Here is a 21883-nt window from a genome sequence, read left to right as displayed (position 1 = left end):
GAGCATATAAATGAGGTATTTCTTAAAAGTCATAACACTTCTTGCCCTAATCATCTCTTTGGGTTCATGCCGCAAGGATTTTGAATACACCCCTAGCACCGGAAATCTTGAATTTTCAAGGGATACCGTTTACCTAGACACCGTATTTGCAAACATTGGTAGCAGTACTTATAGTTTAAAAGTATACAACCGCAGCAAAGAAGATATTTCAATTCCTTTTATAGGACTGGAACAAGGTGAAACAAGTTCTTACAGGCTTAACGTAGATGGCGTTGCGGGCAAGACATTTGCAGATATCCCACTAATGGCCAAAGACAGTCTTTACATCTTTATAGAGACCACTGTAGATATCCAAGATAAAACTGTAAATCAGCTTTTATACACAGACGTATTGCAATTTGGTCAAGGCAATAATAGTCAACAAATACCATTGGTAACGCTTGTCCAAGATGCTGTTTTTCTTTTCCCTGAAAACAACTCGGATGGACAAAAGCAATCTGTCGTGATTGGTTTTGACAACAATGGTAATGAGATTCTATCTCCAGGTTTTGAACTTAAAACAGACCAATTACAGTTTACCAATGAGAAGCCATATGTAATTTACGGGTTTGCCTTAGTTCCCAAAGAACAAAAGCTAATTATAGATGCTGGGGCAAGAGTATATTTTCATGAAAATTCTGGTATTGCCGTACAATCTGAAGGTTCTATAGCTATTAACGGAACATTAAGTACAGACGAACAACTTCTTGAAAATGAAGTGATTTTTGAAGGGGATCGCTTAGAACCAGAATACGGAGACTTATCTGGCCAATGGGAAGGCATTCGCATAGCTACCGGTAGTATTGATAACACCATTAACCATCTTACTTTAAAAAATGCGACCATAGGTATTTTTGCCCAAGGAGAATCTTCCTTCTCCTCTCCTACTTTGAACATTAAAAACTCCCAAATCTACAATAGCTCTAAAATTAATTTATGGGCCAAAACTGCTGTCTTAACTGCCGAGAATTTAGTTTTAGGTAGTGCAGGAAATAGCTCTTTCTACTGTAATTTAGGAGGAAGTTATTCTTTTACGCATACTACAATTGCCAATTATTGGACAGAAAGTTACCGACCAAGCGCAGCTCTTACCATTAATAATTTTGAACCAAACGGACAAAACGGTTCTACAGGAATCGATTTAGTTAAAGCCGACTTCAAAAATTGTATTATAGATGGAAATGGCAATTTTGAGTTATCTCACAGTTCTAATGGTACCAATGCCTATAATTATCTTTTTAGCTCTTGTTTAATCACAGCCAATACATCTAATATTCCTTCTGGTTTTGAAGACTTATACAATTTTGAAAACGATGAATATTATGTAAATAGCTTTCTAAACAAACCTTTAGAGTTTGAAAACGCCACTCAGAATAATTTTAGATTAATGTCTACCTCTCCGGCACTAGATAAAGGAAATAAATCATTTGCTGTAAATACGCCATTAGACATTTTAGGCACAAATCGTGAAGAATTGCCAGATCTTGGCGCATATGAGTTTACTCCCTTGGAATAGCAAGTATTCAAAACCTTCTTTAGCCCTGCGGTTATCATGTAGATTGTTATGGTTACTTAACTCAGTTTTATCTTACAGAAAAAGCCTAAATATTTGGGTTTCAGCTTTCGAAAACGATATTTTTAGCTCAAAATGTTAATTAAATCATAAAAATGTAATCTTTTTCTTTCTAAATTGCTAAAAACCCATGTTTAGCGGATAAAAACCCCAGTTATTGTGGGGAATATCTTTATACCTATGTAACTTACTGTCACTAATTTGCATCAAAACAATGTCTCGTGGAATATACTTACACCATAATAGATTCAGATGCGACTTCAAATTTGCAATTACAGCACTATTTGGAGGAATATGGTGATTTTACTTGCGCTGGCCTAGCACAAAATAGCGAGGAAGGAACTAACATTATTTTAAAATATTTTCCAGACGTAGTTTTTGTTAACCTTAATGAGAATGCATATGAATATTTTCATATGGTTATGGAACTTCATCAATATATAAACGAGCTTCCTATTATCATTGGCATATCTAAAAATAAAAAATATGCATACGATGCAATTAAAAACGGATTTTTTGATTACTGTTAAAGCCTTATAATGAATTCGAGATAAGGAAATCTATACTACGGCTTAAAAAAGAAATACCTGCCAAAACAGAGCCGCAAACCATTTGTTTAAAGTCGTATCGCGATTTTCAATATATCAATACAGACGATATTCTTTACCTACAAGCAGACAACAATTCTACTGAATTCGTCATGAAAGACGGAACAATAAATAATGCTTATAAAACGTTAAAGACTTTCGAAAATCAATTACCTAAAAACTTCGTTAGAATTCACCAAAGCTATATTGTCAATACAAATTTTATTTCTCGCATAAGCTATGGAAAATCGCATTGCACTTTAAAGCAGAATAAAATGCAATTACCTTTCTCTAAATCCTACAGAGAAAACATTGATGGTTTGAAAAATTTATTATCAAAAAATACTATTTCCGCACTTAATTAGACGAATACTCTTAAAACTCATTCAAATACTCACAAATAACGTACGTTTACTACTACAAATTTGTAATTAGCCAATCTACTTTTCGTTGGTCCTAGTTTAGCAGTGTAATAAATAACCCCTAAACTAAACTTAGCATGAAAAAAGTAGCAAGCATTTTCGCAGTAATGGCAATGAGCCTTGGATTAATGACTTCTTGTGAGTCGGAAAATAAGGAAGATGCATTATATGAATTAAACAGTGATGCCTCAACAGACGGCGATGATGTTCAAATTGACAGACGTGGTTCTTCTACGGATGGTGACGATGTTCAAATCGACAGACGTGGGTCTTCTACGGATGGTGACGATGTTCAAATAGACAGACGTGGTTCTTCTACGGATGGTGACGATGTTCAAATAGATAGACGTGGTTCTTCTACGGACGGTGACGATGTTCAAATAGACAGACGTGGGTCTTCTACGGATGGTGACGACGTTCAAATTGACAGACGTGGGTCTTCTACGGATGGTGACGATGTTCAAATAGACAGACGTGGTTCTTCTACGGACGGTGATGACGTTCAAATTGACAGACGCGGTTCTTCTACGGATGGTGACGATGTTCAAATTGACAGACGTGACTCTTAGTATAAAATCAGAATAGATTATATTAGCCTTAAATTAAGTTTTAAGGCTTTTTTTTTAACCTGAATTTTCATCTCATGCTTCCTGTCACCTGCAGACCTTTACGAAGTATTAAATATCTGGGCTTTTCCTTAATTGCCCTTTTACTGGCTTTTTCATGTTCCAAAAAAAATGACCAGTTAAATAATGCTCAAGTTTCTGTCCAAGCAGACTCTGCATTCTCTTTAATTGATAGTGCCTCCAATACCGAGCTTTCCGTTCCGGACCGTTTAGCCTTTCTAAACACAGCTCAAAAAAGAGCATCCGTAATAGAAAATGACTCCCTTAAAATTAAACTATTTTCAAAAATATCCTTCAAATATCTAATACTTAAGGATTCCAGTAACTTTAGAGAGACAAACCAACAAACGCTGGAACTTGCAAAAATTTTAAATGATAGCATAACGTTGGCTGAAGCTAACTGGGATTTAGCTGATTTTTATAGATCAAAATCAAATTCAGATAATGCTTACTTTCATTTTTCGGAAGCTCAAAAAGTATATGAGAAATTAAACAAAGATTATGAATCTGCCAGAATGCTCTATAACATGGCAGTTACACAAGCAGATATTAAAGACTACACAGGTAGCGAAATCAATACTATTAGGGCAATTGAAATTCTGAAACCTTTAGAAGAGTATAAAAGACTTTATAATTGTTATAACAACCTTGGTTCTATAACCAAAGAATTAAAAGACTTTGATCGCGCTCTAGATTATTATAAGACCGCTAGGGAATATCAAGAAAAAATAAGTGAGGAAAATACGTTAGACTTAAGCATAGTAAACAATATTGGTGTGGTCTATCTAGAGCAAGGCAATTATAAAAAGGCAATTCCATACTTTCAAGAGGTATTAGATAATAAATCTATCATCACGAAACGTCCACAGCTTTACGCAATGGCTTTAAACAATTTAGCTTATGGTAAATCTAAAATTGACCAAAAATCAGATTTATCGGCTTATTTTGAAAAGGTTATAAAAATGCAGGATAGCCTTGGAGAAATCCAAGATATTTCTAGAAGCCATTATTGTTTTGCTGATTATTATTTAAGTAGAAAAGATACTACGCAGGCTATATCACAGGCAAAAAAAGCCCTTGGCTATTCTAAAATAGCAAGTAATAATGACCGGATTCTAAAAAGCCTACAGCTATTGGTAAAAATAGAACCATCAAAATCAAGCTACTATAATCAAAAGTACATTGCTTTAAATGATAGTTTACAACAGGTAGAGCGTCAAGCGAGAAATAAATTTGCCCGTATACGTTTTGAGACCAATGAATTTATAGCCGAAAATCAATTATTAGAGCGCGAGAAACAACTATGGACAGGTGTTGCCATATCCATCTTACTACTAGGCTTAATGTCCTATATAATTTTAGACCAAAGATCTAAAAACCAAAAACTCCGATTTCAACAGCAACAACAGGCAGCAAACCAAGAAATCTTCAATTTAATGCTTGCTCAAAAAGAAAAACTAGAAGAAGGTAAAAAAATAGAACAAAAAAGAATATCTGAAGAACTTCATGATGGGGTATTAGGCAAAATGTTAGGCGCTCGCATGGTCCTTACAGGTCTTAACAAGAGAACTGGCGAGGAAGTTGTGACAGAAAGAAAAAAAGCGATAGATGTCTTGCAAGATGTTGAAAAAGAGGTACGCTCTATTTCTCACGAACTTAGTCATGCTGCCTACCAAAATATTCCTAATTTTATTCACTCTATTAGAGACCTGTTAGACACCGTCAAGGCTACCGGTAATTTTGAATATAAGTTTGTTTACAACAAAACCTTTGATTGGGATTCACTTGATGCAAATGTAAAAATTAACGTTTACCGAATGATTCAAGAAAGTTTACAAAATTGTGTTAAACATGCTGCATGTAAAAACGTAATTGTAGAACTTAGTAAAACCAACATTGGTTTTATGGCCAAAATAACGGATGACGGAAAAGGTTTTAAAACAAGTTCTAGAAAAAAAGGCATTGGGTTGCGTAACATTTCATCTAGAATTAAAAAAATAAAAGGAACATATACAATTAACAGTGCTCCTGGTAAAGGAACGACCGTTGAACTAGAAGTTCCGTTAGAAACTGAAACGGAACACTCAACCAGTTAGATAATACTACTGCTGAAACGAAACTCAGAACTGACCAAAAAACTATGGACAACCTAATTAGAATATTAGCTGTTGATGATCATGAAATGATTGTTCTAGGCTATAAATATACCATTGAAGGCTGCGATTTTGATAAGTATAACGTAACCGTTAATATTGCACCCAGTTATCATGAAGGCAAGGCAGAAATAGAGAGCTCAGCAACTCGTATGCCCTATGATATTATATTATTGGACATTCAGATGTTTCCAGATAATTCTAAAGAAGAAAGAGGTGGTGTTGACTTGGGTGTTTTGGTAAAAAAAATATCTCCATCCTCTAAAGTAGTTTTTCTTTCCTCCTTTAGTGATAGTTACCATATTAACAATGTTTTAAAAACCGTTAACCCAGATGGGTATATGGTAAAGTCGGAAGTTGATGAAAAAACACTTCAGGATATGGTAAAAACGGTAATAGAAAATCCTCCGTATTATACCGCAGCTGCTTTACAAGCTATACGTAGAAAAATGGCAAATGAAGATCAAATAGACGAGCGCGATAAAAAAATACTATATCAATTATCCATCGGAACTAAGACTAAAGATATCTCCTCTTTAGTTGCCGCATCTAGCACAACCGTTGAAAACCGAAAAAGACAGTTGAAAGTAATTTTCAATGTTGAAAGCGGTAACGATTTTGCACTCATAGATGAGGCTAGAAAACGTGGATTTATTTGATTTATACTAGATAACAAACTGACAGTCAATAATTTAATTTTAAACTCTTTTTATACCCCAGAAAACCCCCAGTTTTTATGGGGTTTTTCTTTGTAGCCCTGACAAAACTGAAAACTATCTTTGGAATTAAGTGTATAACCACGGACACATGCCTCTATATTCAGATAGTTTTAGTAACAACGAGTCAAATGGCTATACTCCCAATTCACAAATTGAGGGAATGGATTCTTTTACCAATAGTTTAGAAAAGCTATTCTTTGCAGAAGCCACCATTCTAGACTGTACAAACAAAGAAGCAAATACAAGTTTAGCAATTGAGTTAAATTGTAATATTACACTTGTGGAAATGTTGTTTCACTTTAACAAAGGTACCTTGGAAACTTTAAACCATAAGAGGACTTCATTTATAAGACTTCTTAACGAACTTGTACAAAGAAGTGGTTGTAGCGTTGATATTGAAGAATTCACATTTTTCCTAAAGGATACAGCTATAATTATAAATAAAATTTACGATAACAGTATAGTAGATCAGCTAGACAATATTATAGCTGAAATTTGCAAGCATTATGTTCACTTCAGCAAAGGCTTAACAGAAACTCCTTACGAGATTTATGTTCCTGTTTTTGAAGAAAAAGGTAATGATGAAAACGAAATTCTTATAAGAAATATTGAAGCTGACAACAATACAAAGAAAGATTACTTTAAGTATTGGGGTCTTTATTTTGAATCTGAAGATGACGCTGTTATCTATGATTTAAAAAGCTCTACCATAGAACACGGTGACCTATTTATGCTTAACCATTAATCAAAGCAACTTTTTAAGGTTTTAGACAGTATTTTAACTGCCCATTACTAAAAACAATCAATCCCCCATATTCTCAATAGTTGAGTATATGGGGGATTGGATTATGTGAACTATTTACTAGTCTGAACTATGCGTTAAAAAGTTCTCTACCGCTCATTAAAGCATTTACCTTTTTCTTTACCTCGGCTATTTTAGCTTCGTCTTCAGCATTTGTCAACACTTCATCTACCAAGTCAACAATAACACTCATATCAGCTTCTTTCAAACCTCTAGTTGTAATAGCGGCTGTACCAAATCTAATACCAGAGGTAACGAATGGTGATTTATCATCAAACGGAACCATGTTTTTGTTTGCAGTAATATCTGCATCCACTAACACTTTTTCAGCATCTTTACCAGTAATATCTTTATTTCTAAGATCAATAAGCATCATATGGTTATCCGTACCTCCTGAAATAATATTGTATCCTTTGGCAACAAAAGCAGCAGCCATTGCAGCAGCATTTTTCTTTACCTGAATCATATAATTCAAAAATTCATCTGTAAGTGCCTCACCAAAAGCAATAGCTTTACCAGCAATAATGTGCTCTAAAGGTCCACCTTGGTTTTATGGAAATACAGCTAAATCTAATAAGGCAGACATCTTACGAAGCTTACCGTTCTTTAATTTAATTCCGAACGGATTGTCAAAATCTTCACCCATTAATATAAGTCCACCACGTGGGCCTCTTAATGTTTTATGTGTTGTAGTAGTTACAATATGACAATGAGGAATTGGATCATTTAAAATGCCTTTTGCAATTAGACCAGCAGGATGAGAAATATCCGCTAACAATAGCGCACCAACACTATCGGCAATTGCTCTAAATCTCTTGAAATCTATGTCGCGAGAATAAGCAGACGCACCGGCAATAATCATCTTTGGTTTTTCCTTTGTTGCTATTTCCTGAATAACATCATAGTCAAGTACACCAGTCTCTTTATTAACACCGTAGAAAACCGGGTTATATAATCTACCAGAAAAATTTACGGGAGAACCATGAGTTAAATGCCCACCATGAGAAAGATCAAATCCTAAAATAGTATCTCCAGGTTTTAAACATGCATGATAAACCGAAGCATTTGCTTGAGAACCTGAGTGAGGTTGTACGTTTGCATATGCAGCACCAAACAATTCTTTAGCTCTATCTATAGCAAGTTGCTCTATTTTATCAACTACCTCGCAGCCACCATAATAACGTTTCCCAGGATATCCCTCGGCATATTTATTGGTTAGTACTGATCCTGAAGCCTCCATAACCTGTGGGGCTTGTAAAATTCTCAGAGGCTATAAGCTCTATTCCGCTTAACTGGCGTTCTCTTTCCTCTGCTATTAGTTCAAAAATCCGATTGTCTCGTTGCATAAGCAAATATTCTGTTAAATTGAGCTGCAAAAATACGAATTGCTCATTGTTAAAACTCATAAAACGATATATTTGATCAAGAATTTATCAAATACAAATTAACAATCTTACTATGCCTATATACGCTAATGACCCTTCAAGAAGAACATGGCTATCAGTTTCCAAAGAATCTGATTTCCCTATTCAAAATATTCCTTTTGGTGTTTTTCTTACTCGCGATGATATTATAACCATAGGAACACGTATAGGAGACTATGCTATTGACCTTGGTGCTTTACACCAACTTGGTTATTTTAAAGATATTCCTTTAACAGATGATATTTTTCTTCAGGATACTTTAAACGATTTTATTTCTGACGGCCAAAAAACATGGCGATTAGTCCGTAATCGTATCAGTGAAATTTTTGAAGAATCTAACGAAACCTTAAAAAATAACGAAGACCATAAAAATGTTGTCTTATTTTCTATGGATGAAATAGAAATGCAGTTGCCTGTTTTAATAGGTGATTACACAGATTTCTATTCTAGCAAGGAACACGCTACAAACGTAGGGACCATGTTCCGTGACCCGGACAATGCGCTATTACCAAACTGGCTTCACATTCCTGTTGGATATCACGGTAGAAGTTCTACAATTATCCCAAGCGGCACTCCTATTCACAGACCTATGGGGCAAACATTGCCAAAAGGAGCAGAAACTCCTGTATTTGGACCATCACGTCTTGTAGATTTTGAACTTGAGATGGCTTTTATTACAACAGACACCAATGTTTTGGGCGAGCCTATTTCTGTAGACGAGGCCGAAGAATATATTTTTGGAATGGTGCTTTTCAATGACTGGAGCGCACGCGATATTCAAAAATGGGAATATGTACCCCTTGGACCATTTTTAGCCAAGAATTTTGCTTCATCTATCTCTCCATGGATAGTAACGTTAGATGCCCTTCAGCCTTTTCAAGTAAAAAGTACTGAACAAGAACCTGAGCCGTTACCTTACTTACAGCAAAAAGAAAGACATAGCTATGATATTAACTTACAAGTGGCTATTGGAACTGAAAATGGTGATGAAACTACTATTTCCAAATCTAACTTTAAGTATATGTACTGGACAATGGCTCAGCAATTAGCTCACCATACAGTAAATGGCTGTAAAGTAAACAGCGGTGATATGATGGGCAGCGGAACCATATCAGGACCTACACCAGATTCTTATGGCTCTATGTTAGAACTATCTTGGCAAGGTACCAAGCCCGTAAAACTGAACGACGGAACAGAGCGTAAATTTATTCAAGATAACGACACCGTTATTATGAAAGGTTATTGCGCAAACAACGATGTACGTATTGGTTTTGGTGAAGTTAGAACCCTTTTACCTCCTTTTGAAGCAAAGAAAAAAGGTTAAGAACCTAATAAGTTGAATTCTAAAATACCTTTAAACTATTTCATTGTTCGAAATAGTTTAAAGGTATTTTTCTAGGTTAACATCTGTAATAGCTCCATGCGAATCATGGGCTACCACTCCCCCATTTTTTATCACCAATAACTGTGGTGATTGGTGCATTACTTGAAATTTGTAGCCTGTTTCGTCAGAAACCTGACGAAAGCTGTGTAAATCTAAAAAGTAGAAATCCATCTGACCATCTTCAAAAGCATAGTTCTTAGTAAACATATTTAAGACCATCCGGCTAATGCCGCAAGTAGTAGAATGCTTAAATATTACCTGTGGTTTTGTCAAAGATTTTTTTTCAATTTCACTCAATTGTTCCACAGAGGTGAGTGCTATCCAAGGAATTTTAACTTCCTTCTCGTTTTCACCTTCATTTTTACTTCCAAATATATTATTAAAGAGACCCATTTCGTATTTTTATAGTATCAGTCTGATGTTCTTAAAAAACTTACACCTGACTTAATGTCTTGCTATTTGCGATGTTAAGCGCCATTTTGTCTTGCAATGTATCTTGGTAAGATTATTGACTTATTTAAATCAAAAATAAACAATAACACTAGAAAACTATATACATATGAACTTTAATAATTACACCACAAAATCTCAGGAGGCTATTCAACAAGCCCAGCAGGTTGCACAAGGTTTGGGCCACCAGCAGATAGAGAACGAACATTTGTTCAAAGCAATTTGGGAAGTAGATGAAAACGTTCTTCCATTCATTCTCAAGAAATTGAATATCAATGTTCCGTTAATACAGCAAATTTTAGACAAAGAGTTAGAAAGCTTTCCAAAAGTTTCTGGAGGCGACATTATTTTATCTAGAGAAGCTGGGAAGACTTTAAATGAAGCCAGCATCATTGCCAAAAAGATGGATGACGAATTTGTTTCCATAGAACATCTTTTATTAGCTATTTTAAAAAATCTAAAAGTAAAATTGCCCAAATACTAAAAGATCAAGGCGCTACTGAAAAAGATTTAAAAGCAGCTATTGATGAGTTACGTAAAGGAGGAAAAGTTACTTCACAAAGTGCCGAGGATACTTACAACTCACTTGAAAAATATGCCAGAAACCTTAATCAGTTAGCTGATAGCGGAAAGTTAGACCCTGTTATTGGTCGTGATGAGGAAATACGCCGTATTCTTCAAATTTTATCGCGTAGAACCAAGAACAACCCCATATTGGTAGGTGAACCAGGTACAGGTAAAACTGCAATAGCCGAAGGACTTGCGCATAGAATTGTACAAGGTGATGTTCCCGAAAATTTAAAAGATAAAATTATATATTCTTTAGATATGGGTGCTCTTATTGCAGGAGCCAAATATAAAGGTGAGTTTGAGGAGCGATTAAAATCAGTCATCAAAGAGGTTACATCTTCAGATGGCGATATTGTGTTGTTCATTGATGAGATACACACCCTTGTTGGTGCAGGTGGAGGCCAAGGTGCCATGGATGCCGCAAACATCTTAAAACCAGCATTAGCACGTGGAGAGCTTAGAGCAATAGGCGCCACAACTTTAGATGAATACCAAAAGTATTTTGAAAAAGACAAAGCCTTAGAAAGACGTTTTCAAAAAGTAATTGTAAACGAACCTGACACGGAAAGCGCAATTTCAATTTTACGTGGTATTAAAGAAAAATATGAAGCTCACCATAAAGTCCGTATTAAAGATGAGGCAGTAATTGCAGCGGTAGAGTTATCTCAACGTTACATTACCAATCGTTTTTTACCGGATAAGGCTATTGATTTAATGGATGAGGCCGCAGCGAAATTACGAATGGAAATCAATTCTAAACCTGAAGAATTAGATGTTCTTGACCGTAAGATTATGCAACTGGAGATTGAAATAGAAGCGATTAAGCGTGAGGACGACAAGGCTAAACTAAAAGTATTGAATGTTGATTTAGCGAACTTCAAAGAAGACCGTAATGAACTCTTTGCCAAATGGGAAAGTGAAAAATCGGTTGTAGATGAGATTCAAAAAACTAAACAGGATATAGAAGGATATAAAGTTGAAGCAGAACGTGCTGAGCGTAATGGTGATTACGGTAAAGTAGCTGAGCTAAGATACGGTAAGATAAAAGAATCTCAAGAAAAATTGGCAGACCTCCAAGTAGTATTAGATGAACAGCAATTGGGAGATACGCTAATTAAAGAGGAAGTTACCAATGAAGACATTGCCGAAGTTGTAGCAAAATGGACTGGAATACCAGTAAAAAAAATGTTGCAAAGCGAGCGTGAAAAACTTTTACAACTAGAGAAAGTATTACACAAAAGAGTAGTTGGTCAAAATGAAGCTATTGAGGCGGTATCGGATGCTATCAGAAGAAGTCGCGCCGGATTACAAGATTCCAACAGGCCTATTGGTTCATTTCTATTCCTAGGTACAACTGGGGTTGGTAAGACTGAGTTAGCAAAAACTTTGGCATCCTATCTTTTTGATGATGAAAGTGCAATGACCCGTATTGACATGAGCGAATATCAAGAGCGCCACTCAGTAAGTAGATTGGTAGGAGCGCCTCCAGGATACGTAGGTTATGATGAAGGTGGTCAATTAACAGAAGCTGTGCGCAGAAGACCATACTCCGTAATACTGCTTGATGAAATTGAAAAAGCACACCCTGATACTTTCAATATTTTATTGCAAGTATTAGATGAAGGAAGGTTGACGGATAATAAAGGACGTGTTGCAGACTTCAAGAATAGTATTATAATTATGACCAGTAATATGGGTAGTAATATTATTCAAGAAAAATTCGAAAACAGCAAAGACCCTTACAGTGCAACTGAAGCTGCACGAGTAGAAGTTCTTGGATTATTGCGAAAAACAATACGACCTGAATTCCTTAACAGGATTGACGATATTATTATGTTTACGCCACTAAGTCGTGAGGATATTACCAAAATTGTTAGACTACAGTTAGATGGCTTAAAGAAAAACATTGCTAAGCAACATATTACTATTGATGCTACAGAAGAAGCAATTAGTTACTTGGCCAATAAGGGTTATGACCCACAATACGGAGCTCGTCCCATAAAAAGGGTAATACAGAAAGATGTTTTAAACAGTCTTTCCAAAGAACTCTTAAGCGGTAACATAAAAGCTGAAAGTATTGTTCTCATTGATTCCTTTAATAATGAACTGGTATTTAGAAATCAAGATGAATTGGTAGAATAAATGCTTTAACTTTAAATAACAGTAGAATTTTAAAAGCACTCTTAAAAAAGGGTGCTTTTTTTCGCTTACTATATACCATACAGTATATAAATTATTTATCTTCGTATAAAACTGCACCCTATGTCTACAAAAGCCGAAAGAACTACAGCCTTTATTATTGAAACTGTTGCCTCCGTTTTTAACAAACACGGCTATATAGGTACCAGTATGAGCGACCTTACTGAAGCCACTGGGCTTACAAAAGGAGCTATTTACGGTAATTTTGAAAATAAAGAAGCCTTAGCACTATCTGCTTACCAATACAACAGCAACTTACTTCTATCTAAAATAGATGAAGTACTCGCAGAAAAGAACAATGCCCTTGACAAACTTGGCAACCTAACTGATTTCTACAGAAATTACGATACATTCACGCTAAGCATGGGTGGCTGCCCTATTTTAAACACTGGTGTAGATGCGCAACACAACAACAGATTGCTAGTTGCGGCAAATAAGGAAGTAATAAAAGAAATGGAAGGAAAGATTGCCTTAGTTCTGGAAGACGGAGTTAAGAAAAAGGAATTACATCTCCCGGTTACTCCTACGCAATTTGCAAAACAACTTTTTACAATGATTCAAGGTGCTATTGCCATGGCTACAATGACAAGTGACAAAAAATATCTTACCAACACCATCGCTTATCTCGAAGTTCTAATCAAAAAAGAGCTTAAGAAGTAGTTCAATTGTATTTACAACTCAGGGATAACCAATAAATTTTGTGATTTTTGGATTTGCGACAACTGTTTTAATGACTATAGTATCTCCTATTCCTGCCAAAAGATACCATTCATTAATTCTAAAATCAGAACTATATTTTTTACCATCTACCACATAATCACAGACTCCAACCTGATAATAGTATCCTCTTCCCTAGTGAATCATTTTTTCGTCGGTAACAGCAGCATTTACATAAATAACTGTTTTACCTACAAACTTAAACTCATCAGTCCAAAATAGGTAAGCACAATAGAAGGTTATTATTACACAAGTCACAGAGAAGGAAAGTAATAATATATTTTTTCTCCTTTCTACTTTTTTTGAATGTAAATAGCGAATTCTCCATTTTGAATAACCCCTGTCTTCATCAATCATATAAGAGAATTTGAAAGTGAAAATTTTACTTCCCTACGACTCTAAAAATCCAAGTTTTTCCGCTGAACTTACCGTCAAAATTACTGTCTCTAGCCTTTCTAGCTTGCCCCATGGTATCAAAACGGTTTAAGTACACGTAATGGAATTTGTTCTTGCTCCGTATAAATGAATCTGGCTGAAGTCCTTTTCTCTCTAAATCCGCCACAAAGGCCTCAAAGTACTTTTTGGTACCAAACACATTTGCTATTAAGTAATAGCCCGGCTCAAGTCCGGCCTCTGCTTTTACTTCTTCATACTTCTCGCCTTTACGAGGTGTAACCACTTCTTGTTGTACTAGTTTAGTTTCATGAGTTACTCTCTCTTGGGCAGAGATTACTGCAGCCGCAGCGGCCGCTTCAGCTTTCTCTTTTGCTTCTTTAATTTTTCGTGCCTCAGCCAACGCTTCTTCTTGTTTGGCTTTATTGATTGCCTCTAATTTTCTTGCCTTCTCTGCTTCTTTAATTTTCGCAAGTTCAGCCGCTTTAGATTTTTGGGCAATGTCTTCCTTCTCTTGTAAAGCCTCTTTTTCAGTCGCTTCTGCTAGCGCCTGTTCTACTTTCATTTGCTCTTCACCTTCATTCTGAAGACGTTTCTCTTCTTTCTTTAAAGCTAAGGCAGTTTCTTTTTCTGCTTTTGCTATAGAATCTTGAGCGGTTTTTTCCGCTTACGGCGTTCCTTTTCTTGTTTTTTGGCTAGTTTCTCTTCTGATTTAGACTCTTCTGCCAGTTCCTCTGTTTTTTCAAGTTCTTCGGTAAGCGCTTCTTTTTTCTTTTCCTCTTCTGCTTCCGCTTTAGCTATTGCCGCAGATTCTATTTGCTCTAACTCATTTTCTTCTGACACTACAGAGCCAATCATTTTATGGCGCTCTTCGGGCTTACCGAAGTAATAGGCGGCCATCAACTCAAAAGAAGATTCTGTACTTACTGATGAATCTGCTCCAAACTCTACAAGCGCACCTAGAGACACATGATTAAAAAAGGTACCACCAACACCTACACCATATCCGTAGAAGTTATTGAATCCTAACTGCCCCCAATATTTATTGGTATTCAAAAGAGCATTAAAACCAATTTGATTGGCCTGTCCCGGAATAGTTCGCAAGTACATAGACGGACGCACAAAGGCATTCATTGCAGCCCCCAGTGTTACCGGAAAATCATAGGAAACAAGACCCATGTACACTTTATCTTCCTTTTCCGTGTTAACTTCTTTTTCGGTAAAATTATAATCGAATAAATTTTCAGAAGCAAAGCCCAACGTAAGTCTCTCTACACTAAGGCTAACACCTTATACGCCATTTGCAAAATAAAATCATCAACAGATGACGATTGCGGCAACGGAAAATCTGGGTCAACAATAAAACGGTCATCCGCCAAAGATTGCTTAAACCCAAAAACATTAGCTCCTACCGATAGTTTTACAGTTTCATTAAGATCAAAGCTATATGCGTAATTGATAACACCGCCTGTATCAAAATAGATACCTGTATTTTGCTGAAAAAATGCAGCGCCAACAGTAGACTTATTATTTAATTTTCTTGTGTAATTTAAAAATTGGGTAGTAGGGTTACCATCAATAGTTTGCCATTGCCAACGCACCCAATACGCCAAAGAATTGGCATTATTCCTATCTACCGAAAATGCCGGGTTAAATAGACTTGCATTATAAGTCGTTAAATTATGCTGTCTTAAATCTGCAGGCAAACGAGATTCTTGACTCCGCAGAACCAAAACAGACAATAAAAAAAGAAATGTATATATAGTTCTGAGCATCATTACAAAAAAACAAAAACCAGTATTCTTACATACTTTTTTTGTATAAATTTAGTTAACATTTATGCAAGAGTTTTCAACCAAAAACTATTACTTATTATGCAACGGATCAAATCCCTTTATATTATCCTTTTTGTCACGTTAATTTTAGCAAGTTGCAAAGACGGTCAAAAAGCAGACCAAGATACAAACGCCAAAGGTATTGTTTCTACCTTCTATTTTATTCGCCATGCGGAAAAAGACCGATCAGATCCAGATAACACAGATCCAGAATTAAATCAACGTGGTTTGGGAAGAGCCATGCATTGGGCCGAAATTCTAAAGGACGTTGAACTAGACGTTATTTATACCACAGACTACGAAAGAACTTCTATGACCGCAGCACCAACTGCTGTAAAAAAAGAGCTTGATGTAAAATACTACGAGCCGCAGAACGTAAATATAGAACAGTTTAAGACCGATAATTTAGGTAAAAAAGTCCTTGTTGTTGGTCATAGCAATACAACGCCTGAATTTGTAAATAAAATGATTAGCGAAGATTTGTATTATGAAATGGACGATAACGACAATGGTAGTCTTTTCATTGTTCAACTCGCTAACGGTCAAGCTACTTCACAAAGAATTCACATTAATTGCAACTGTCCAAAAGAGCGGTAACCTCATTCCTGAACGAATAAAGTAAAGCGGTATCAATTTATAATATACCCCTATCAGTTTTCTATACCTATAAATTAGCCTAAAATTTAGGGAACTTCACTATTTTTGTGTTATGGTTCAAAAGAACGTTAACATAAAGAATAAAAAAGCCAAGTTTGAATACGAGTTCATAGACACCTATGTAGCGGGTATTGTTTTGGCTGGAACTGAAATAAAATCTATCCGAGAAGGTAAAGCGTCAATAACTCAGAGTTTTTGCGAGTTTAACGACCGTGGAGAGCTTTTTGTCATTAACATGCAAATTGATGAGTACTCTCACGCTTCCCACTATAATCACAAGCCAAAGGCTGAACGTAAGTTACTCATGAATAAGCGAGAGCTTACTAAATTGCGCAAAGAAGTCACCACCTCTGGTTTTACAATTGTGCCTTTAAACCTATTCACAAACGATAGAGGTCTAGCCAAGTTAAAAATTGCGCTAGGTAAGGGTAAAAAACTATATGACAAGCGTGAAACCCTAAAAGACCGCGATAACCAACGTGACCTTTCAAGAATAAAGAAAAGTTTCAATAATTAAATTGATTGCTTAATTCTTATTTTCAAGAAGCGGTACAAAACGGAAAGAACCGAATTCCTTCTTTTCAATTCTTTTTCAGATTTTCGAATAAACAATGTCATGATTTGGTCATCTGTTCCCACGGGTATCACCAATCTTCCGCCAATTTTTAATTGACTCATAAGTGCCTTTGGCACTTCCGGTGCTCCTGCAGTAACAATAATTCCGTCATAAGGAGCTTCCCCTGGTAAGCCTTTATAACCATCTCCAAAAATGAGTTTCTTTGGACGATATCCCATTTTTCTAAAGAAAATTTTAGTTTTCTTAAAAAGTTCGGATTGGCGTTCTATCGTATAAACCTTTGATCTTAAAAGTAATAATACTGCAGTTTGGTATCCGCTACCCGTTCCTATTTCTAGAATTTTATGGTCAGGTTTCACCTCTAACAATTCTGATTGGAAAGCAACGGTGTATGGTTGTGAGATAGTCTGGTCTGCCCCTATCGGAAAAGCTTTGTCTTGATAGGCATGGCCTTCAAAACTGCTATCCATAAATAAATGCCTCGGTATGGTACGTATGGCTTCCAGTACATTTTTATCGGTTATGCCTTTAGCTACCAATATTTCGGCCAGCTTATTACGCATTCCCCTATGTTTTAAAGTATCTCTCAACGGTTTGGTTTTGGAACGTAAAGTTAACTTGTAAATCTTCAATTCACAAGTATACCGCCTAAATGTCAGCCTTCATTTTTTAAAAGATTTTCAAAACTGAATCTTATCCAATCAAACCCGAAAACTCCTAAAGTATCCTTATTTTTGATATAAATTGAAATTATGCTTAGAGTTGGCGTATTAGGCGCAGGTCATTTAGGAAAAATACATCTACGTTTGCTTAACGAATCGGACAAATATGAATTGGTTGGTTTCTATGATGCAGATGCTATAAACGGAAAAAAAGTAGCGGACGAATTTGGATACCACTACTATGACAACATTAATAAACTTATAGATACGGTAGATGTGGTTGATATTGTAACCCCTACCCTTTCTCATTTTGATTGTGCCAAAAAGGCCATAGAAAAGGGAAAAACATATCTTCATAGAAAAGCCCATAACCAATACTTACGAAGAAGCCACAGCGCTTCTAGAACTAGAAAAAAAGTATAACGTAAAAGGGCAAGTAGGACATGTAGAGCGTTTTAATCCTGCGTTTTCTGCAGTAAAACATCAGATTAACACTCCTATGTTTATTGAGAGTCATCGTTTGGCGGAATTTAATCCTCGCGGAACGGATGTTCCAGTGGTTCTTGATTTAATGATTCATGATATAGATGCCATTCTTAGCGTAGTAAACTCTGAGGTGAAACAAATTAATGCCAGTGGCGTGTCGGTCATTAGTAAATCTCCGGATATTGCCAATGCGCGTATAGAGTTTGAAAATGGCTGTGTGGCTAATTTAACGGCCAGTAGAATTTCCTTGAAGAATATGCGTAAATCACGCTTCTTTCAAAAGGATGCCTACATATCCGTAGACTTCTTAGAGAAGAAAGTTGAAGTAGTAAAAATGAAAGACGCTCCGGAGAAAGTGGGCGATTTTGATATGGTGCTTCAAAACGCAGAAGGCGAAAAAAAACAAATCTATTTTGAAAACCCAGAGGTGGGAACAAACAATGCAATTCTAGATGAGCTAGAAAGTTTTGCCGACGCCATTGTCAACGACACTACACCAATCGTAAGCCTAAAGCAGGGTACACAAGCACTAAAAGTAGCCTTGCAGATTATTGCTTCATTTTAGAATTATAAAACACCACACATGCAACATATAGCGGTTATAGGCGCGGGTACCATGGGAAATGGAATAGCCCATGTTTTTGCTCAAAATGGTCATAAAGTAAACTTGATCGATATTTCTGAAGATTCGCTAGCAAAAGGGTTGACGACCATTACGAAAAATCTTGACAGAATGTTGGCCAAAGAAAAGATTACGAAAAGTGATAAAACCACTACTTTAAACAACATTTCAACTTTTACTATTTTAAGAGAAGGTGTTGCAAACGTAGACTTGGTAGTTGAAGCGGCTTCTGAAAACCTGATCGTAAAACTGAGTATTTTTAAAGAATTAGATGCTATTTGTAATGAGAATACAATTCTTGCAACCAATACATCCTCTATATCCATCACCCAGATTGCGGCGGCTACAAACCGACCACAAAAAATTATTGGAATGCATTTTATGAATCCTGTGCCTATTATGCAATTGGTAGAGATTATACGAGGGTATAGTACTTCTGACGAAACTACACAGCAAATAATGAAGCTATCTACAGAACTGGGAAAAACACCTACTGAGGTGAATGATTACCCTGGTTTTGTTGCCAACAGAATTTTAATGCCTATGATTAACGAGGCTATTGAAACTCTGTATAATGGCGTTGCTGGTGTGTCAGAAATAGACACCGTAATGAAATTAGGTATGGCGCACCCAATGGGTCCTCTGCAATTAGCAGATTTTATTGGTCTTGATGTATGCCTATCAATTCTGAATGTCATGCACGATGGCTTCAAAAACCCTAAATATGCACCTTGTCCGTTATTAGTAAATATGGTAATGGCTAAAAAATTAGGTGTAAAATCAGGTGAAGGTTTCTATGATTATAGTGAGTCTAGAAAAGCCGAAAAGGTTTCTGCTCAATTTTAATAAAAATTAGAAATAGGACCTTTTAAAATTAGCTCTTAAAAATTTTCAAATCACAAATTTACCGATGATAAAAGACCACCTTTTAGAAATCAAAAATACACTTCCTGACCATGTAACTTTGGTTGCTGTTTCTAAAACGAAACCAGACGAAGATTTAATGGAAGCCTATGCCGCCGGCCAACGCATCTTTGGTGAAAACAAAGTACAAGAAATGGTGGGAAAATGGGAACGACTTCCTAAGGATATTAAATGGCACATGATTGGGCATTTACAGCGCAACAAGGTCAAATATATGGCTGAGTTTGTTGATTTGATTCACGGCGTGGACAGTTTTAGGTTGCTAGCGGAAATCAATAAAAAAGCAGCACAAAACAAGCGTACTATTGATTGTCTCCTTCAAATTCATATTGCAGAAGAAGACACTAAATTTGGACTTGACAAAGAAGAGCTTAATGCCATTCTGATGTCAGAAGAGTACCATCAGCTCAAAAATATAAATGTTGTGGGGTTAATGGGCATGGCTACTTTCACGGATGACGAAACACAAGTTAGAAGAGAGTTCAAGCAATTAAAATCAATATTTGACACTATTAAAACCAAAAACCCACAGATAACAATCTTATCCATGGGGATGAGTGGTGACTACCAAATGGCTATTGAGGAAGGAAGTACCATGGTACGCATTGGAAGTAGTATCTTTGGAAAACGAAACCTATAACATCTCCCTTTCATCCACAAAAGACCTTCACCACAGAACAAAAACGCATACATGTATTCCATTTTAGATATAGAAACCACAGGAGGGAAATTTAATGAGGAGGGCATTACTGAAATTGCCATTCATAAATTTGATGGACATAAAGTGGTAGACCAGTTTATTAGCTTGGTAAATCCTGAAAAGGATATTCAACCTTTTGTTGTGAAACTCACGGGTATCAATAACAAAATGCTACAGACCGCTCCCAAGTTCCATGAGATTGCCAAACGGATTGTTGAAATTACCGAAGACACCGTTCTAATTGCCCATAATGCTCAGTTCGATTACAGGATCTTACGTACCGAGTTTAGAAGACTAGGGTACAATTTTGAACGAAAGACTTTATGTACAGTAGAGCTTTCTAAAAAGTTGATTCCCGAAGCAGAATCGCACAGTCTTGGTAAATTGGTTAGATCTTTAGGTATTGCGGTAAGTGACCGCCACAGAGCAAATGGTGATGCTCTTGCCACCTTGCAACTCTTTAAGATTTTGCTTTCCAAAGACCTTGATAAAACTATTATAAAAAGTGTCATTCGTAAAGAAACCGAAGGCGAACTTTCTGATCGTCAATTAGACATTGTAGATTCTTTACCGTCTGAAACCGGTGTTTATTACATGCACGATAAGGATGGTGAAATATTATATTTAGGAAAAAGTACTAACATTAAGAAAAGGGTGAATCAACACTTCACTAAAGGCGGCGGGCGAGCTAGACAATTACAAAAAGCTACTAAAAAAGTTACTTTTGAAAGAACTGGAAACGAATTAGTAGCCCTCTTAAAAGAGAACGAAGAAATTAAAAGAATCCGTACAAAATACAATCATAGACCTAAAGCCGTGAGCTTTAGCCATGGCGTATATATTGAAAAAAACAAAAACGGGTACGATACTTTAACGGTTAAAAAGATTACTGGAAGAAATGGTGCGTTCGCGACATTCAATAGCGAAGCAGGTGCTGCTAATTTCATTTTTAAAGTAACCAGAGAATTTAATCTCTGCGATAAGCTAAACGGAATATCAGAAGCAAAAAAGAATTGTTCTAATTACGATGAAGGCGAATGTCTTGGTGCATGTATTACCAAAGAGCCTACCGAAGATTACAACCAAAGAGTTACTGAAGCCGTTCAGAAATACTCCTTGAACAATAAAAACGTTGTAATTGTAGATAAGGGACGAGAAATTGGCGAATACAGCGCTATATTGATTAAAAATGGTGATTTTAAAGGTATTGGCTATTACAACCTTAATCATCAAATCAATAATATTCATATCTTAGAATCTATAATTGCACCTATGCATGGTAATGATAATACAACCCATATTATTGAAACTTACATGCGTAAGAAACATGGTCTAAAAATTTTTGAAATAAGTAATCAGTAA

General features: G+C 36.0%; 19 protein-coding genes and 4 pseudogenes. 16 read left to right on the top strand and 7 right to left on the bottom strand.

What is annotated here, in order from left to right:
• Positions 1–10 precede the first annotated feature (10 nt).
• The 7 genes from Q5W13_RS17505 (at position 11) to Q5W13_RS17480 (ending at position 6864) form a co-directional block, all read left to right on the top strand.
• On the top strand, positions 11–1555 hold the full coding sequence (locus Q5W13_RS17505; RefSeq protein ID WP_304443873.1) for a choice-of-anchor Q domain-containing protein: 1545 nt from the start codon (positions 11–13) through the stop codon (positions 1553–1555).
• Between the two features lie 278 nt (positions 1556–1833).
• Positions 1834–2142, top strand: coding sequence for a hypothetical protein (locus tag Q5W13_RS25280; RefSeq protein ID WP_368662300.1), 309 nt, complete (start codon positions 1834–1836; stop codon positions 2140–2142).
• Positions 2143–2312: 170 nt separating this feature from the next.
• Positions 2313–2564: a LytTR family transcriptional regulator DNA-binding domain-containing protein gene (locus Q5W13_RS25275; protein ID WP_368662299.1), complete on the top strand. Its 252-nt coding sequence runs from the start codon at positions 2313–2315 to the stop codon at positions 2562–2564.
• A 134-nt stretch (positions 2565–2698) separates the two neighbouring features.
• Entirely contained in the window at positions 2699–3190 is a 492-nt protein-coding gene (locus Q5W13_RS17495) for a hypothetical protein (RefSeq protein WP_304443872.1), read from the top strand.
• A 74-nt stretch (positions 3191–3264) separates the two neighbouring features.
• On the top strand, positions 3265–5343 hold the full coding sequence (locus Q5W13_RS17490) for a tetratricopeptide repeat-containing sensor histidine kinase (RefSeq protein WP_304443871.1): 2079 nt from the start codon (positions 3265–3267) through the stop codon (positions 5341–5343).
• 44 nt (positions 5344–5387) lie between these two features.
• On the top strand, positions 5388–6059 hold the full coding sequence (locus Q5W13_RS17485; RefSeq protein ID WP_155595918.1) for a response regulator: 672 nt from the start codon (positions 5388–5390) through the stop codon (positions 6057–6059).
• Positions 6060–6207: 148 nt separating this feature from the next.
• On the top strand, positions 6208–6864 hold the full coding sequence (locus Q5W13_RS17480; protein WP_304443870.1) for a hypothetical protein: 657 nt from the start codon (positions 6208–6210) through the stop codon (positions 6862–6864).
• Between the two features lie 127 nt (positions 6865–6991).
• Here Q5W13_RS17480 and glyA read toward each other — a convergent pair.
• Positions 6992–8267 (bottom strand): annotated as a pseudogene (gene glyA / locus Q5W13_RS17475) (serine hydroxymethyltransferase).
• Between the two features lie 112 nt (positions 8268–8379).
• On the opposite strand from glyA, the gene fahA reads away from it, so the two are divergent.
• Entirely contained in the window at positions 8380–9669 is a 1290-nt protein-coding gene (gene fahA / locus Q5W13_RS17470) for a fumarylacetoacetase (RefSeq protein WP_304443869.1), read from the top strand.
• A gap of 57 nt (positions 9670–9726) precedes the next feature.
• On the opposite strand, the gene ytxJ is transcribed toward fahA, so the two are convergent.
• The gene (gene ytxJ, locus Q5W13_RS17465) at positions 9727–10122 is read right to left on the bottom strand and encodes a bacillithiol system redox-active protein YtxJ (protein ID WP_304443868.1); all 396 of its coding nucleotides are present in this window, start codon (positions 10120–10122) and stop codon (positions 9727–9729) included.
• A gap of 166 nt (positions 10123–10288) precedes the next feature.
• Here ytxJ and clpB point away from each other — a divergent pair.
• Positions 10289–12891, top strand: a pseudogene (gene clpB, locus Q5W13_RS17460) (ATP-dependent chaperone ClpB).
• A 120-nt stretch (positions 12892–13011) separates the two neighbouring features.
• The gene (locus Q5W13_RS17455; protein ID WP_304443867.1) at positions 13012–13608 is read left to right on the top strand and encodes a TetR/AcrR family transcriptional regulator; all 597 of its coding nucleotides are present in this window, start codon (positions 13012–13014) and stop codon (positions 13606–13608) included.
• Between the two features lie 192 nt (positions 13609–13800).
• Here the strand turns inward: Q5W13_RS17455 and Q5W13_RS17450 are convergent, their stop codons facing one another.
• The 4 genes from Q5W13_RS17450 to Q5W13_RS17435 all read right to left on the bottom strand — a co-directional run bounded on the left by Q5W13_RS17450 (position 13801) and on the right by Q5W13_RS17435 (position 15791).
• Positions 13801–14022, bottom strand: a complete 222-nt coding sequence (locus Q5W13_RS17450) for a hypothetical protein (protein ID WP_304443866.1) — start codon at positions 14020–14022, stop codon at positions 13801–13803.
• Positions 14023–14047: 25 nt separating this feature from the next.
• The gene (locus tag Q5W13_RS17445; RefSeq protein WP_304443865.1) at positions 14048–14623 is read right to left on the bottom strand and encodes a hypothetical protein; all 576 of its coding nucleotides are present in this window, start codon (positions 14621–14623) and stop codon (positions 14048–14050) included.
• A gap of 74 nt (positions 14624–14697) precedes the next feature.
• Entirely contained in the window at positions 14698–15318 is a 621-nt protein-coding gene (locus tag Q5W13_RS17440; protein WP_304443864.1) for a type IX secretion system membrane protein PorP/SprF, read from the bottom strand.
• 11 nt (positions 15319–15329) lie between these two features.
• Positions 15330–15791, bottom strand: coding sequence for a type IX secretion system membrane protein PorP/SprF (locus tag Q5W13_RS17435; RefSeq protein WP_304443863.1), 462 nt, complete (start codon positions 15789–15791; stop codon positions 15330–15332).
• A gap of 141 nt (positions 15792–15932) precedes the next feature.
• Between Q5W13_RS17435 and Q5W13_RS17430 the strand changes: the two genes are divergently transcribed.
• Both Q5W13_RS17430 and smpB read left to right on the top strand, forming a co-directional pair.
• Positions 15933–16490 carry a SixA phosphatase family protein gene (locus tag Q5W13_RS17430; protein ID WP_304443862.1) on the top strand — a complete coding sequence of 186 codons (558 nt, stop codon included), beginning with the start codon at positions 15933–15935 and terminating at the stop codon, positions 16488–16490.
• Between the two features lie 112 nt (positions 16491–16602).
• A complete protein-coding gene (gene smpB, locus Q5W13_RS17425) occupies positions 16603–17067 on the top strand; it encodes an SsrA-binding protein SmpB (protein ID WP_155595909.1) in 465 nt (154 codons plus the stop codon).
• A gap of 9 nt (positions 17068–17076) precedes the next feature.
• Here the strand turns inward: smpB and Q5W13_RS17420 are convergent.
• A pseudogene (locus tag Q5W13_RS17420) lies at positions 17077–17717 on the bottom strand (protein-L-isoaspartate(D-aspartate) O-methyltransferase).
• A 162-nt stretch (positions 17718–17879) separates the two neighbouring features.
• Between Q5W13_RS17420 and Q5W13_RS17415 the strand changes: the two are divergent.
• The 4 genes and pseudogenes from Q5W13_RS17415 to Q5W13_RS17400 all read left to right on the top strand — a co-directional run bounded on the left by Q5W13_RS17415 (position 17880) and on the right by Q5W13_RS17400 (position 21883).
• Positions 17880–18840 (top strand): annotated as a pseudogene (locus tag Q5W13_RS17415) (Gfo/Idh/MocA family protein).
• Between the two features lie 18 nt (positions 18841–18858).
• Positions 18859–19743, top strand: coding sequence for a 3-hydroxyacyl-CoA dehydrogenase family protein (locus Q5W13_RS17410; RefSeq protein ID WP_304443861.1), 885 nt, complete (start codon positions 18859–18861; stop codon positions 19741–19743).
• Between the two features lie 64 nt (positions 19744–19807).
• Positions 19808–20461, top strand: a complete 654-nt coding sequence (locus tag Q5W13_RS17405) for a YggS family pyridoxal phosphate-dependent enzyme (RefSeq protein WP_304443860.1) — start codon at positions 19808–19810, stop codon at positions 20459–20461.
• A gap of 51 nt (positions 20462–20512) precedes the next feature.
• Positions 20513–21883, top strand: a complete 1371-nt coding sequence (locus tag Q5W13_RS17400) for an exonuclease domain-containing protein (protein WP_304443859.1) — start codon at positions 20513–20515, stop codon at positions 21881–21883.

This window comes from Zobellia laminariae (genome assembly GCF_030553095.1).
In the GTDB taxonomy this organism is placed as follows: Bacteria; Bacteroidota; Bacteroidia; order Flavobacteriales; family Flavobacteriaceae; genus Zobellia; species Zobellia laminariae.
This window is presented reverse-complemented; position numbering and strand designations above follow the sequence as displayed.